At 75.0% G+C, this 14,166-nt stretch carries 13 protein-coding genes and 5 tRNA genes; 6 read left to right on the top strand and 12 right to left on the bottom strand.

Features of this window, described 5'->3' with window-relative positions; all coding sequences use genetic code 11:
- Positions 1–98: 98 nt before the first annotated feature.
- The 3 genes from Q3W68_RS00005 to Q3W68_RS00015 all read right to left on the bottom strand — a co-directional run bounded on the left by Q3W68_RS00005 (position 99) and on the right by Q3W68_RS00015 (position 2,068).
- A complete protein-coding gene (locus Q3W68_RS00005; RefSeq protein ID WP_302903520.1) occupies positions 99–1,745 on the bottom strand; it encodes a PKD domain-containing protein in 1,647 nt (548 codons plus the stop codon).
- A 167-nt stretch (positions 1,746–1,912) separates the two neighbouring features.
- Positions 1,913–1,984, bottom strand: a tRNA-Val gene (locus Q3W68_RS00010).
- An 11-nt stretch (positions 1,985–1,995) separates the two neighbouring features.
- Positions 1,996–2,068, bottom strand: a tRNA-Gly gene (locus Q3W68_RS00015).
- A 158-nt stretch (positions 2,069–2,226) separates the two neighbouring features.
- On the opposite strand from Q3W68_RS00015, the gene Q3W68_RS00020 reads away from it, so the two are divergent.
- Positions 2,227–2,472, top strand: coding sequence for a DUF6458 family protein (locus Q3W68_RS00020; RefSeq protein WP_013284878.1), 246 nt, complete (start codon positions 2,227–2,229; stop codon positions 2,470–2,472).
- 76 nt (positions 2,473–2,548) lie between these two features.
- On the opposite strand, the gene Q3W68_RS00025 is transcribed toward Q3W68_RS00020, so the two are convergent.
- From Q3W68_RS00025 to Q3W68_RS00050, 6 genes are all read right to left on the bottom strand, one after another.
- Positions 2,549–3,235: a hypothetical protein gene (locus tag Q3W68_RS00025; RefSeq protein ID WP_302903521.1), complete on the bottom strand. Its 687-nt coding sequence runs from the start codon at positions 3,233–3,235 to the stop codon at positions 2,549–2,551.
- Between the two features lie 94 nt (positions 3,236–3,329).
- Positions 3,330–4,775: a response regulator transcription factor gene (locus Q3W68_RS00030; protein WP_302903522.1), complete on the bottom strand. Its 1,446-nt coding sequence runs from the start codon at positions 4,773–4,775 to the stop codon at positions 3,330–3,332.
- 132 nt (positions 4,776–4,907) lie between these two features.
- Positions 4,908–5,726 carry an isocitrate lyase/phosphoenolpyruvate mutase family protein gene (locus Q3W68_RS00035; protein WP_302903523.1) on the bottom strand — a complete coding sequence of 273 codons (819 nt, stop codon included), beginning with the start codon at positions 5,724–5,726 and terminating at the stop codon, positions 4,908–4,910.
- Between the two features lie 113 nt (positions 5,727–5,839).
- Positions 5,840–5,914, bottom strand: a tRNA-Val gene (locus Q3W68_RS00040).
- Between the two features lie 13 nt (positions 5,915–5,927).
- A tRNA-Cys gene (locus Q3W68_RS00045) sits at positions 5,928–5,998 on the bottom strand.
- 34 nt (positions 5,999–6,032) lie between these two features.
- Positions 6,033–6,105: transfer RNA gene (locus tag Q3W68_RS00050), tRNA-Gly, on the bottom strand.
- A 274-nt stretch (positions 6,106–6,379) separates the two neighbouring features.
- Between Q3W68_RS00050 and Q3W68_RS00055 the strand changes: the two genes are divergently transcribed.
- Positions 6,380–6,982, top strand: coding sequence for a TetR/AcrR family transcriptional regulator (locus Q3W68_RS00055; RefSeq protein WP_091420285.1), 603 nt, complete (start codon positions 6,380–6,382; stop codon positions 6,980–6,982).
- Between the two features lie 102 nt (positions 6,983–7,084).
- On the opposite strand, the gene Q3W68_RS00060 is transcribed toward Q3W68_RS00055, so the two are convergent.
- Positions 7,085–7,900 carry a hypothetical protein gene (locus tag Q3W68_RS00060; protein ID WP_302903524.1) on the bottom strand — a complete coding sequence of 272 codons (816 nt, stop codon included), beginning with the start codon at positions 7,898–7,900 and terminating at the stop codon, positions 7,085–7,087.
- A 190-nt stretch (positions 7,901–8,090) separates the two neighbouring features.
- Here Q3W68_RS00060 and Q3W68_RS00065 point away from each other — a divergent pair, with 190 nt between their 5' ends.
- The 4 genes from Q3W68_RS00065 to Q3W68_RS00080 all read left to right on the top strand — a co-directional run bounded on the left by Q3W68_RS00065 (position 8,091) and on the right by Q3W68_RS00080 (position 11,837).
- Complete coding sequence (locus tag Q3W68_RS00065) at positions 8,091–8,759, top strand: methyltransferase (RefSeq protein ID WP_302903525.1); 669 nt, start codon at positions 8,091–8,093, stop codon at positions 8,757–8,759.
- A gap of 9 nt (positions 8,760–8,768) precedes the next feature.
- Positions 8,769–9,932, top strand: a complete 1,164-nt coding sequence (locus tag Q3W68_RS00070; protein WP_302903526.1) for a cytochrome P450 — start codon at positions 8,769–8,771, stop codon at positions 9,930–9,932.
- A 154-nt stretch (positions 9,933–10,086) separates the two neighbouring features.
- Positions 10,087–11,019 carry an ABC transporter ATP-binding protein gene (locus tag Q3W68_RS00075; protein WP_302903527.1) on the top strand — a complete coding sequence of 311 codons (933 nt, stop codon included), beginning with the start codon at positions 10,087–10,089 and terminating at the stop codon, positions 11,017–11,019.
- A complete protein-coding gene (locus Q3W68_RS00080; protein ID WP_302903528.1) occupies positions 11,016–11,837 on the top strand; it encodes an ABC transporter permease in 822 nt (273 codons plus the stop codon). Before Q3W68_RS00075 ends, Q3W68_RS00080 begins: the two co-directional genes overlap by 4 nt.
- Before the next feature lie 15 nt (positions 11,838–11,852).
- Here Q3W68_RS00080 and Q3W68_RS00085 read toward each other — a convergent pair whose 3' ends face one another.
- Positions 11,853–12,530, bottom strand: coding sequence for a response regulator transcription factor (locus Q3W68_RS00085; protein WP_302903529.1), 678 nt, complete (start codon positions 12,528–12,530; stop codon positions 11,853–11,855).
- A complete protein-coding gene (locus Q3W68_RS00090; protein WP_302903530.1) occupies positions 12,527–14,131 on the bottom strand; it encodes a sensor histidine kinase in 1,605 nt (534 codons plus the stop codon). Before Q3W68_RS00090 ends, Q3W68_RS00085 begins: the two co-directional genes overlap by 4 nt.
- Positions 14,132–14,166: the final 35 nt, after the last annotated feature.

A 14,166-nucleotide genomic window follows, 5' to 3' on the forward strand; every position in this document is an offset into this window, starting at 1 on the left:
AGCCGAACACTGGAACAGCTAAGACGAACAAGTAAGACACACAGCGAAAGGCCGGCACCCCGAACCCGGGGTGCCGGCCTTCACGCGTACCCGATGGGTCAGGCCGGGGGCAGGACGAACGTCCACGTGGTGGTGGTCGTGCTGGCCGCGGCGCCGGTGGCGGTGAGCCCGCCGTAGCTGCCGGTCGGCACGCTGCTCGCCGAGTCGGCGAGCAGGCCGGTCACCCGGCCGCCGCCGGTCTGCGAGGTGTTGGTGCGCACCGCCACGCCGGACGGCGGGGTGAGCGCGGTGGAGGTGCTGTCGCCGTGCAGCCAGTACGACACGGCCCAGCTCTGCGCGGCGGTCACCGGCGCGTACGGGGTGATCCGGGTGGCGGTGCTCGCCGGGTCGGTGGCCCTGGCGACGACCGGCGCGATCGGGGCGACGCCCCGGTACGCGGCCAGCACCAGATTGCCCTTCGCCTGACTGTCCAGCGTGACCCGGACGACAGTGCCCGCGTCGCCCGCGCTCGCTGTCTTCCACCAGGCCGTGGTGGTGGCGAAGCCGCCGTCGAGGCGGTCGATCCTGGTCCAGCCCGTCACCCCGGTCGGCTCACCGGTGCCGGTGTGCGTGTTCTGGCTGAGCACGAGCAGCAGCGTGTCACCCGCCTGCACATTCGCCGGGACGGTGACCGTGTGGCTGGTCCAGTTGGCGTTCGCGGTGGCCTGGCCGACGAACGAGATCCGCTCCGGTACGGGCGCCACTGTCACGTCGACAGTCGCGGTGCCGGTGGCGCCCCGGTCGTCGGTGACGGTGAGCGTGACCGGGTAGGTGCCCGCGGCCGCGTACGTGTGGGACGTGGCCGGTACGGAGGCGGTGCCGGTGGCGTCCCCGTCGCCGAAGGTCCAGACGTGATCCTGGATCGCGCCGTCGGCGTCGGTGGAGGCCGCGCCGGAGAACGTGCACACCAGCCCGGAGCAGGTCGGCGTCAGCGCTGCCACCGGCGCCTGGTTCGCCGGGCCGCCCGATCCCTTGAGGATCTTCACGTAGTCGATGTCGCCGGCGAAGTAGTCGCAGGTGACCTTCGTACCGTCGCATTGGCTCTTGCCGCCGGCGGACAGCGGCCAGGTGTTGGCGATGGTGCCGGTCGGCCCGTTGAGGCGGCTGGTCCGCACGCCGTCGACGTACATCTCCACGTACGCGGAGGTGCGGTTGCAGGTGACCGTGTGCCACTGACCGTCGGAGATCGGCACGTCCGTGTAGCCGGTACGGGAGGCGCCGTCCGCGCCCCGGAAAAGGCACTTCGGCTTGCCGTTGGGCGCCTCGAACTTCCAGTAGCCGCCGGCCGTGTTGCCCTGTCCCTTCTGGAGGATGTTGCCGAAGGAGTACGTCGTCCGGTAGCGGACGGTCACCGAGAAGTCCCCGGCGTCCGGGTTGAAGTCGGTGCTGTGCGGCACCAGGTCGACGTGGCCCGGGACGTACTCCTGGTCGGTGGGCAGGTGGGTGGCGAAGCGGTGGCCGGTCGCCCCGGCGTAGAGCGCGCCGGTGACCACCTCGCCGCCGATCGTGCCGTGGCGGCCGTTGCCGCTGTAGTCGGTCAGGACCGTCGACGACGCCGGCTCGTCCATGCTGTAGAACGCCACCGTCCGCGTCGCGGTGGCCTGCGCGGGCGCGGCCGAGACCGTCACCCCGGCCGCCGCGACGACAGTCGCCACCCCTAACCGGGCGGCCGTCCGCCGCCACCGTCCCCGCTCGATCATGTGCATGTGACCGCCTCCCTGCGTATCGGGCATCACAGTGACACGCGCGGTGGCAGCGGCTGAATAACCCGCACGGTGGAGGCGGGTGACCGATGTGGCCGGTACGGACCGTCCGGTGGGATACGTCCGCCGATCGACCGGCGGCGCCGGCGGGCGGGGAGGGTGACTCTCGGTGGGCGATACTGGGTTTGAACCAGTGACCTCTTCCGTGTCAAGGAAGCGCGCTCCCACTGCGCCAATCGCCCGGGCAATCGCGAGCGGACGACGGGATTCGAACCCGCGACCCTCACCTTGGCAAGGTGATGCGCTACCAGCTGCGCTACGTCCGCGTGCCGCCGGTTCGCGCCGGCGACGGGGTGAACTCTACCCGATGCCAAGATCGCCGTGCGGCATACCCCCGCCGCGCCGGGTGGCCGTGTGGTTGCGCTGCTCGCCGCCGGGGTACTGAGGCCGGTGACAGCACAACCATCCCCCGAAGGAGGCTGTCGTGGGTATCGGTACGAGCATTTTCCTGATCGCGGTCGGCGCGATCCTCACGTTCGCGCTCAACGCCAGCGTCGGCGGGGTCGACCTCGACGTCGTCGGCTGGATCCTGATGGCGGCCGGCGTCCTCGGCCTCATCATGACCACGCTGGTGTGGGGCCGCCGTCGCCAGGTGGTGACCACCACCGCCGAGCAGCCGGTGGAGTACCGCCGGGTCGAGGAGCGCCGGGACGTCGCCCCGCCGATGTGATCGCGACCGGGGCCGACGGAGCTGATCGGTCCCGGACCGGGCCGGCCGGAGCACCCGATCCGGCCGGCCCGCTCTGCTACGGCCGCTCGCCGTCAGCGGCGGCGCGCAGCCCGTACCAGCCGATCGCGGCGACGAGCGCCACCTGGAGCAGGTAGCTCACGACGACCACGGCACGACCGGCGTCCTGCGGGACCAGTACGAACGCCACGACGTAGGCGAGCGCGGCGATGACCAGCGGGCGCGGCATGGTCCGGCCGATCAGGATCCCGACGAGCGCCAGGACCATGCCGAGGACGATCGCCACCTGGCTGCCGAGGATGGCCGGCAGCAGCCCGTCGAGCTGGTCGTTGAACGTGTCGAACAACGCGCGTCCCTCCTGCTCGGGCAGGACGGCCGGGTCGGCGGCGTAGGCGAACGGAAGCACCTCCGCGGTGATCGCCAGCGCGAACACCACACCTCCCAGGCCGGCCAGGAAGGCCCCCACCAGGTTCAGCAGGCCCGCGCGGCCCCGGGCGAGACTGACGATGAACACCGCCGCGGCGACCCAGGAGACGGCGTACGCGGGCCCGCCCAGGTAGAGGTTCATCGGCCAGTACGCGGACCCGAGATCGCGTACGTCGTCGTAGTGGATCGCGCCGTCGAACGGCGGCTCCCACAACATGAACAGGGTACGGCCGGCCAGGGCCACCAGGAGCAGGACGAAAAGGGCGACGAGCGCGGCGCGGCGCAACGTCGGTGCGGGCACGGTGTTCGGTACGGGCACTGTGGGAGCCTCCGTCGATCGGGTGTCGCCCCACCGTGCCGAGAACCGCCCGCACGGGCATCGGCCTCAGCACCTATCTTCGGGAAGTTCCTGCTCAGCGCGGCTGCCGCGTGTGCTCCAGCCAGATCCGCGCCGCCCGTACCCGCCGATTCGTGTCGCCGCCGGGGGTCAGGCCGAGCTTGACGAAGACGGCGCGCAGGTGGGCGTCGACTGTCCGCTCGGAGACCACGAGCTGCGCCGCGATCCCCGCGTTGCTGGCGCCTTCGGCGAGCGCGGCGAGGACCTCGCGTTCACGTGCCGTCAGCCCGCCGACCGAGGCCGGACCCGTCCCGGCGGGCACCCCCGTGCCCGGCAGCTCCGCGCCGGACACCTCCGGCGGTACCGTGGCCTCCACTGCCCCACCGGCCGGGTCCGCCGGCTCGGCGACGTCCGCCGTACCCGCCGCGCTGCCTGCCTCCGTACCCTCTGCGCCGCCGTGCGGCGTCACCGGCGGCACTGTCGGCGCGGCGGTGAGCAGCGCCGCCAGCCGGCCCGTTCCGGCCCACGCCCCACCGCCGACGACGACGGTCAGCGCCGACACCACCAGGGCGACAGCGGTCGGGCCGAGGGAGGAGCCCGGCGCGGCCACGAGCGTGCCGACACCGACCACCAGCAGGGCCGCGGCGGCCAGGCCGGCGGCGCGCACCACAGTGCCGACCCGGCGAGGCTCGGTGGCGCCCCGGGCGGCGGTGACCGCGCAGACGGCGGCGAACACGGCGGCGCCGGACAGGGCCACCAGGAACGCCACCGAGCCCAGCGACGGCTCGACGTCACCGGGGGCGCGGGCGACCGCGAGCAGCAGGCAGAAGACGACAGTCAACGGTGCCGCAGTGGTGGCCGCGGCGGCCACGCCGAGCCGTGCCCGCACGGTGTGGTGCGAGCCGAGGGCGGCCCGCCAGAGCGTCAGCGGCAGCAGGAGCAGCGCCGCCACGCCGAGCAGGGTGACGGCGGCGCCGACCGGGGCGAGCGCGGTGCGCCACGACTCCCCCGCGATCGTCGGCAGCCCGTCGAACGGATCGGTCGCCGTCGTCAGCAGCGCGTTGACGAGCGTGGCCGCACCGAGGACGAGAACCACGTACCGATGGGTTCTCGGGGTCGCCGCGCCGGTGCGGACGGCGGCCGAGGCGGTCAGTGGCATCAGTGCGAGCGGCGGGATCCACGCCGAGTTCCACGCCGCGACGGCCGGCCCGGCCCACCGGTGGCCGGCCGCGACGGCGGCGACGGCCAGGACGGCGAGCCCGAGGTACGCCAGCAGCGACGCGGCGAGCCCGGTCGCCAGCCGCCCGGCGGCGCGGTGGCCGGAGCGGGCGAGGCGGGACGCGGCGACCGCCGCGGCCACCGCCGCCACGGCCAGGGCGAGGGCGCCGGCCGGCTCGGTCGCGAAGCCGCCGTGACCCGCTGCCCCGAGGGCGGCGAGCGCGGCCACGCACGCCCCCGCCGCGGCCCCCGTGACGACGGGCGGGCCCAGCAGCGCGGGCACCGGGCGGACGGAGGCGGTCATCCGCGCCTCCCCCGCCGGGGCGACCTGCTCCCCGGCCGCCGATCGACGGCTCCCCGGATCGGATGCGCGACGGCGACCACCGGACCATTCAACCCGGTGCCCCGTCCCGAGGTCGATGCCGCGCCGTCCGGATCAGCTCCGCATCAGCTCGTTCAGCGCGTCGAAGTCGAGCCCGCCGGCGAGCGCGCCGTACGTCCCGGCGGAGAGCACCTCCGCCGCCGCCCGCTGTGCCACCGCGTACGCGGCCTCGGCCACCGCCGGTCCGATGCTCACCCGGGCCACGCCGAGCCGGGCCAGCTCGCCGATCGGCGGCGCGCTCGGCCCGGCCAGCACGTTCAGCGGCGCCGGGATCGCCGCCGCCAGCGCGGCCACCGTCTCCGGTTCCACCGTTCCGGGTACGAAGATCCCGTCCGCTCCGGCGGCCAGGTACGCCTCGGCGCGCGCGACCGTCTCGGGTACGCCACCGGCGCTGCGCAGATAGGTGTCCACCCGCGCGTTGACGTACAGCGGGATGCCGGCGCGGTCGGCGGCGGCCCGGACCGCGGCGAGCCGGGCCACCTGCTCGCCGACCGGGCGCAGCGGCCCTCCGCCGTCGTGCCGGGAGTCCTCCACGTTGACACCGACGGCCCCGGCCGCGAGCACAGCGGTGATGGTCTCGGCGACATCGTCGGGGCTGTCGCCGTACCCGGATTCGATGTCGGCGGTGACCGGTACGCGGACCGCGTCGGCGACCCGGCGGATCACGTCGACGGCGGTGTCCCGGGCGAGCGCGTCGCCGTCCGGGGCGCCGCGGCTCCACGCGACCCCGGCGCTCGTGGTCGCGACCGCCCGGGCGCCGGCCGCGGCGACGATCCGGGCGCTCAGCGCGTCCCAGGCGTTGACCAGGATCAGTGGTTCACCGGGCAGGTGCAGGGCGCGGAACTGCCGGGCTCGGGTCTGCTGATCGTCCACCGGGCCAGTCTGGGCGGGGCGCTCCGGCGGCGGCAATGGCCAGCGGCGCGGCACTGGACTGATCGGCGACGACGAGAAAGGCCGTGTCGATGAGATCGACACGGCCTTTCCGCTGGTGGGCGATACTGGGTTTGAACCAGTGACCTCTTCCGTGTCAAGGAAGCGCGCTCCCACTGCGCCAATCGCCCTCGTCTAATGCCGAGGTGGAGACGGGATTTGAACCCGTGTACACGGCTTTGCAGGCCGTTGCCTCGCCTCTCGGCCACTCCACCGAGGTTGCCCCCGAACTGCGTGGCGGCATCTCCGAGCGGACGACGGGATTCGAACCCGCGACCCTCACCTTGGCAAGGTGATGCGCTACCAGCTGCGCTACGTCCGCACGCCCCCGGTGTTATCCGGTGACGGATGAGAACTTTAGCCGAGCCCGGGAACGGTTGCCAAATCGGGTCCCCTTCCGGCGCGTCCGGATGTCGTCGACGCCTCGTTGCGCTGGCTTCCTAGGAGCCTGGGTGGCCGGCGTCCGAGGTCGGCGGGCAGGGCCGGGACCTGCGGAATCCGCGCGGCGAGCCGAGTGTCCGGCATCCGACTGTCCTGCTGCCGACCGGCCGCTTCGGTAACTCCCTGTGGTCATACGGATGGGTTACCGTAACGCCGTGACGAGACGAGCCGCCGAGATCCGCCTGGACGCGCTGCTGCGTACGGCCTGCGAGGTGATCGCGGAGAGAGGGCTCGCCAACACCCGCACCGCGGATGTGGCCGAGGCCGCCGGGGTCAGCCAGGCGCTCGTCTTCTACCACTTCGCGACGAAGGACCGGCTGCTCGCGCAGGCCTTCGCGTACGCAGTCGAGCAGGATCTGGCCCGCCTCGACGCGGTGCTGCGCTCCTCCGCCCCGCCGCTGGCGAAGCTGCGCCGGATGCTGCGCCTCTACGCGCCGACCGGCCGGGCCACCTCCTGGTCGATGTGGATCGACGGTTGGGCGGAGTCGCTGCGCACCCCGGAACTGGAGAAGCTCTCCCGCCGCCTCGACCTGCGGTGGCGGCAGGACCTGGCCGCGGTGATCACCGCCGGGGTCGCCGAGGGCACGTTCGACTGCCCTGACCCGGCGGGCGCGGCCTGGCGGATCAGCGCGGTGATGGACGGGCTGGCGGTCCAGCTCGCGGTGCACGAGCGGGTGATCACCCGCCGGCAGATCGCCGAGTGGATCCGCCTGGTGGCCGCCAGAGAACTGGGCCTGGAGCCCAGCCAGCTCGACTGACCGCCCGCACCCGCTCCCCCGTCCCCGTCCACACCGGCCCGCCCCCGCCGGCGGAGACACGAACTCCTTGATCACCGGGGAGTGCCTGGGGTGGGGAGCGGGTCAGTGCCAGCTAGGGCGGGGGCGCTCGAAGGGGGGCGGGAGTTCGGGGTCGGCGGCGGGGCGCAGCAGGCGGCGCATCCGCAGCAACAGGCCCGCGCCGAGGAACAGCAGCAGGCCCCCGAGCAGGAACGCGGCCTGCACGATGCCGAAGCCGCCGCTGTCCGCCACCGGCCGCCCGGCCACGCCACCCGGCGCGGGCGGCTCCACCACAGCGGCGTCGGTGGGCTCCTCGTCGGGCGCCTCGGTGGACGGCTCGCCGGTCGGCGTCTCGGTGGGCTCCGCGCTGGTGGGTGCCGGCGTCGGCGACGCCTCCTCCCCCACCACCTCGCGGGAGGCGGTCCGCCGGGCCAGCAGCCGCAACTGCGGGTCGTACGCCTCGGCGGCGAAGCTCACCCGCCCGCGCCCGACGTCCTCGGCGAACGCCACCCGGTAGCGGGCGGTCACGGTACGGCCGGGACAGAGCACGCCCGGGTCGAGCTGCCGGTCGGTGAGCCGGGCGGTGTCTCCCTCGGTGCGGATCTCCAGCGGGAACGAGCCGCTGTCCTCCACCCGGTCCACCTTGAGCTGGTCCAGCCGCAGGCCCTGCACCCGCACCAGCATCGACCAGCGCACCTTGACACAGCCGCCCCCGTCGGAGCGGGACACCACGGCGGACAGCGTCTCCACCCGGTTCCCAGCGGTGAACTCGTCCGGCAGACCGCTCAACTCGGTGGAGAAGGCCGCCGCCGCCCGCGCCGGCAGGGCTCCGCCGTACCCGGTCCCGGCCACGAAGGTCAGCACCAGTCCGATCCGCAGCGCGTGCCGCCACCCGCTCACCACGCCTCCTCACCCCTCGGTCGTGTCCACTGGCAACGCTAGGAGCGCGCCGGGCACGCCGGTAGACGGGCGTGTTCGCATCCAACGCCACAACACGGGGGCCTTTTCACCGAGCGTGGTGAACCGGTCACGACCTCGCCGCGACACGCCCGGGATCGGTTCCGGAACCCCTGTGGGACACAATTCTCGGGTGTCCGAGCTGTCCGCCGCGTTCGTCCGGCTGCACGCCCGCCTCGCCCCCGTGGCGTTCGTCCCCGAGGTGCGGCTGCACCAGGCCGACGAGCCGATCGGCCTGTGGGAGCTGACCGAGGGCGAGTTCCGCAGCTCCCAGCCGCCGCCGTTCTGGGCCTTCGCCTGGGCCGGCGGGCAGGGTCTGGCACGCTACGTGACCGACCGTCCCAAGGTGGTCGCCGGCCGCCGCGTGCTCGACCTGGCCTCCGGCTCCGGCCTGGTCGCCATCGCCGCCGCCCGCGCCGGCGCCGCCGCCGTCCGGGCGGTCGAGGTGGACGAGCGCGCCGTCGCCGCCGTCGCGCTCAATGCCGAGGCAAACGGGGTACGCGTCGACGCCGAACTCGGCGACATCCTCGACTCCGACGCGGGCGACGCCGAGGTGGTGCTGGCCGGGGACGTCTTCTACAGCGAGGCGATGGCCCGCCGGATGCTGCGCTTCCTGCTCCGGGCCGCCCGCGCCGGCGCCCGCGTCCTGGTGGGCGACCCGGGCCGGGCGTTCCTGCCCCGCGAGCGCTTCCACGAGCTGGCCGCGTACGACGTGCCGGTGTCGGAGGCGCTGGAGAGCGTACGGGTGAAGCACACCACCGTCTGGGAGCTGGACCCGAACCCGCCCGGCGCCCGCCGCTAGCGTTACCGGGTGCTGTTCCGGGGCTGGGGGGAGTCCGTCGACGGGCAGTGGCCCGACGCGGCCACAGTGGTCGACCACGTCGGCGTGCCGCACCTGGTGGTGACCCGCCACGCGCTCGTCCGCCAGGTGCTCACTGATCCGGTGACGTTCCGGCCGGACAACGCGCTCGACGCGGTCACCCCGATCCCGGTGGCCGCGCTGCGGGTGCTCGCCGGGCACCGGTTCCGGCTGCCGCCCACGCTGGCGAACAACGGCGGCGCCAGCCACCCGGAGATCCGCGGCATCGTCGCCGACGCGCTGCACCCGCACCGGGTGGCCGCCCAGCGCCGGTGGCTGACCGGCCTGGTCCGGGAGCGGGTGGCCGGGCTTGCGGCGGAACTGGACGCGGGCCGCCCGGTCGACCTGTACGCGGGCCTCGCCGCCGACCTGCCGCTGCTGGTGCTGGCCCGGCTGGTCGAGCTGCCGGACGCCCCGGTCGGCGCGGTGAAGGACTTCGCCCGCGCCGCGCTGGAGCTGTTCTGGGCGCCGCTGGACGCCGCCCGGCAGCTCGCGCTGGCCGCCGAGGTGGGCCGGTTCCACACGGTGCTGCGGGAGTTCGCGGCGACCGGGGGCGGGCTCGCCGCGCGGCTGCGCGAGGCCGGGCACTCCCCCGACGTGGTCGTCGGGGCGCTGTTCTTCCTGCTGGTCGCCGGTCAGGAGACCACCTCGCAGTTCCTCACCCTGCTGCTGCACCGGCTGTCCGGCGAACCGGCGGTACGGGCCGGCCTGCGCGCCGGGGAGATCGACGTGGACGACGTGGTCGAGGAGGGGCTGCGACTGGAGCCGCCGATCGTCACCTGGCGGCGGATGGCGGCCGTCGACACCACGCTCGGCGAGGTGCCCGTACCGGCGGGCACCAGCGTGGTCGCCTGGCTGGCCCGCGCCGGCCGCGACCCGGCCGTGGTCGGCGCGCCGGGCGCGTTCCGTCCCGGGCAGCCCGGCTCGCGGCGGCACCTGGCGTTCGGCGCCGGGCCGCACCGCTGCGTCGGAGCGCAGCTGGCCCGGATGGAGGCCGCGGTGGTGGTCGCCGAGGCCACCGCGCTGCTCGACGGCGTGACGGTGGTACGTCCGCCGTGGTGCCCGGACAACCTCACCTTCCGGATGCCGGACGCGTTCGTGGTCCGCCGCGCCTGAACCAGCGGCGTCAACGCCCGAGCCCTGCGGGTGTTAACAAGGGGCCCTTCCTCTACCGGAGGCGTTAAGAAGGGGCCCTTCCTTACCAAAGTCAGTGCGGGTGGCTGCCGTTCGACGGCGGTGGGGCACCCACGCCGGCCCATAGCGTCGCCGCATGATCACACTTCGTGCGTTGACGAAACGGTTCGGCGACGTGACAGCCGTCGACGACCTGACCGTCGAGATCCGCCCCGGGCAGGTCACCGGGTTCCTCGGCCCGAACGGCGCGGGCAAGTCCACCACCATGCGGATGGTGCTCGGCCTGGACCGGCCCACCGCCGGGCAGGCCCTGGTGAACGGCCAGGACTACCGCACGCTGCGGCACCCGCTGCACGAGGTCGGCGCGCTGCTCGACGCGACAGGCGTGCACCCGGCCCGCTCCGGGGTGGCGCACCTGCGGGCGATGGCGCGCAGCAACGGCGTACCGGCCCGGCGGGTGAGCGAGGTGCTCGACCTGGTCGGCCTGGACGCCCGCGCCGCCGGCAAGCCGGGCCGGGCGCTGTCGCTGGGCATGGGTCAGCGGCTCGGCATCGCGGGCGCGCTGCTCGGCGACCCGCCGGTGCTGCTGCTCGACGAGCCGGTGAACGGGCTCGACCCGGACGGGGTGCGGTGGATCCGCGGGTTCACCCGCCGTCTCGCCGACGAGGGACGTACCGTCCTCGTCTCCAGTCACCTGATGAGCGAGATGCAGCAGACCGCCGACCGGGTCGTGGTGCTGGGGCGCGGCCGGTTGGTGGCCGACGCGCCGCTGGCCGAGCTGATCGCTTCGCGGCCCGCCGCGTCGGTCCGGGTACGCGGGCCGGAGCCGGCCGCGCTCGCCGCGCTGGGCGACCGGCTGGCCGCCGAGGGCGCGACGGTCACCGCCGACGAGGGCGGCATGTCCGTCGCCGGGAGCACCGCCGGCCGGGTCGGCGACCTGGCGCACGAGATGGGGGTACGCCTGCACGAGCTGACTCCCGTCGCCCCCTCCCTGGAGGAGGCGTTCCTGGAACTGACCGCCGACAGCGTGGAGTACGCCGCCGGCCCGACCGGAGGTGCAACCCGATGACCGCACAGTCCACGCTCGACCCGGCCCGGCGGACCACCCGGCCCGCCCCGGCCGGACATCCGCTCGCCGGGGCGGTGGCCGCCGAGTGGACGAAACTCTGGTCGGTCCGCTCCACCTGGTGGACGCTGCTCGCGGCGGTGCTGACCATGGCGGCCACGAGCGCGCAGCTCGCCATCTACGCGCAGAACGCCAACACCGACGACGATCCGGCGAACAACCCGGGGGTGGTGGACGTCGGCGAGATCGTGGCCGGGTCGCTGGAGCTCACCCAGTACGTCGTCCTGGCGCTCGGCCTGTTCGCGATCACCAGCGAGTTCACCACCGGAACGATCCGCACCACACTGCGGTGCACCCCGTCGCGGGGGCGGGTGCTGGCGGCCAAGGCGGTGGTGGTGGGCGCTGTGACGTTCGGGCTCGGGCTGTTGCTCGGCACGATCGGCGCGGTGACGGCCCGGCCGGTGCTGGGCGAGTGGGGTCGCGCCCCGCTGGGCGCTACGGTGGCCGACGTGGTGGCCGCCGCGGCGTACCTGGCGCTCGTGGGCGTGCTGGCGCTCGGCCTGGCGGCGGCGCTGCGCGGTGCGGTACTGACGCTGACCGTGCTGTTCGCGCTGCTGATGATCGTGCCGCTGTCGTTGCAGGAGCCGGACATCACTGTGCTCACCCGCATCGCCGACGCGTTCCCCGGGGTGGCGGGCAACCACTTCCTGGCCGGGGACACCGAGCCGTACCCGGCTGCCGTCGGGCTGCTGGTGCTCGCCGCCTGGACCGCCGCCGCGCTGGCGCTGGGCCGGTGGGCACTGGCGAGGCGCGACGCGTGAGCGGGGCGGGGCTGGTCAGCCGGCGGGCGGGACCAGCCCCGCCTCGTACGCGAGGATCGCCGCCTGCACCCGGTTGCGCACGTCCAGCCGGGTGAAGACGCTCGTCAGGTAGCTCTTCACGGTGCCCTCGACCAGGTGCAGCCGGCGGGCGATCTCGGCGTTCGACAGTCCCGCCCCGACCAACGCCAGCACGTCGCGTTCCCGGTCGGTCAGCCCGGCGAGCCGGTCCCGCGCGTACGGGCCGCGGGCGAGCCGGCCCCCGCTCAACTCGATCACCCGGCGCGCCACCCGCGGCGACAGGTACGCCCCACCGTCGGCGACCGCGCGCACCCCGGCCAGCAGTTCGCGCGGGTCACCGGACTTGAGCAGGAACCCGGCGGCGCCGTGGCCGAGCGCGCGGGCGATCAGGTCGTCGTCGCCGAACGTGGTGAGCATGACCGCGGCGGTCTCCGGCACCAGCCGGCGGATCTGCGCCGCCGCGCTGAGCCCGTCGCACCGGGGCATCCGGATGTCCAGCAGCGCCACCCGGGGGCGGTGCGCACGGACCAGTTCGACCGCGGCGAGGCCGTCGCCCGCCTCGCCGACCACCTCGATACCGGGGTCGGCGGCCAGGATCGCCCGGACCCCGGCCCGGACCAGGGCCTCGTCGTCGGCGAGCACCACCCGCAGTGGGCGGTCGTGGTCGTCGCTCATGGTTCGATCTGCTCCTTGCTGACCAGCCGCCCGCCGGCGAAGCAGAGCCGCCAGGTCGCCTGGGCGAACGGGAAGTTGCCGTCGGTGTAGAACTCGCAGCCCGGCACCGCACCGGTCGCGGGCGGGTCGGCCTGGCGGCGGGGCAGCCCGAGCCCCTCGCGCGGCTCACCCAGCCGCAGCCGTTCGTAGCCGGCCCGGTCCAGTACGGCGCCGGCCGTGGCGAGCGGGTAGTAGACGAGCGCCAGCACCAGGGCGAGCCCGGCGGGCGCGCCGATCGCGACGAGCAGGCTGCGCCGCACCCGCCGCCGGGCCTCCCGCAGTCGCCGGGCCGCGTCCCCCGGTTCACCCCGCCGGGGTACGCCGGCACCGGCGAACGGGTCGGCGTCCGCGGCGTCGGCACCGTCACCGGCTCCGTCGGCCGGGCCGGTGACCGGCGCCCCGGCGTCGGCGCGCCCGGGCGGGACACGCGCCCCGTCGAGCGGGCCGGTGGCGGGCGACCCGGCGTCCGCTCCGTCCAGCGGGACACGGGCCGTGACCGCCCAGCCGCCGTCGCGGGGGCCGGCGTCCAGGGTGCCGCCGGCGAGGCGTACCCGCTCGCGCAGCGCCAGCAACCCGGAGCCGTGCGAGGGCGGCCCGGGCAGCGGACCGGCCGGGGGCGGCGCGTTCACCACCGCGACCGTCACCACGCCGGCATCGCGTGCCACAGCGACGGTGACCGGGGCGCCCGGGGCGTAGCGGGCGGCGTTTGTGAGCGCCTCGCGGACCACCCGGTGCACCGCGTGCGCCGGCAGCGGCGGCAGGTCCGCCTCGTCGGCGCGCAGGTCGACTGTCATCCCGGCGTCGCGCGCGCCGTCGACCACGTCGGCGACCGTCTCCCCCGGCGGTCGTAGCGTGCGCTCCTCGCGCAGCACGCCGATCACGTCGTGCAGCCGTTCGGTGGCGGCGGCGACGCTCGCCCGCAGCTCACCGGCCGCCGCCCGGTGCGCCGGGGACAGGTCCGGCGCCAGTTCCAGCGCGCCCGCCCGCAGCGCGATGAGGCTCAGGTCGTGGCCGAGCGAGTCGTGCATGTCCTGGGCGATGCGGGCCCGCTCGCGCAGGCGTACCCGCTCGACCTCGGCCCGGCGTTCGGCCTGCGCGTGCCGCAGCCCGGCGTCGGCGAGCGCGCGGTGCTGCCGCCGCAGCCGGCCCAGCAGCCAGGGGAACACCCCGGCGAACAGCAGCACCGAGGCGAGCAGGAACCAGGTGGCCGGCTCGGTGCCGAGCAGCCCCAGGTTGAGCACCGAGCCGGTGACCGCGATGGCGGCGAAGACGGCAGCGGCCGGTGCGGCCCGGTCGCTGCGCCGCCCGGCGAGGTAGCCGAAGACCGGGATGGCGAACACCACGTTGCCGTCGACGAGCGAGCCCGCCACCACCGCGAGCACCGCGACCAGCGGCCACCGGCGGGCGATCCACACCGCCGCGCCGAGCAGCGCCAGCGCGGCGGCCAGCGGCGGCAGCTCACCGATCTGCGGCGGAGTGAGCCGGCCGTACGCGACGGGCGCCGCGAGCACGGCCCAGAGCAGCAGCTCACCGGCCCGACGTCGGCGTTCGCGGGGTTCCACGGCGGTCACGCTACCCACGCGCGGCCGGGCCGGGC

The organism is Micromonospora sp. C28ISP2-4, from assembly GCF_030519385.1.
Taxonomy (GTDB): domain Bacteria; phylum Actinomycetota; class Actinomycetes; order Mycobacteriales; family Micromonosporaceae; genus Micromonospora; species Micromonospora tulbaghiae.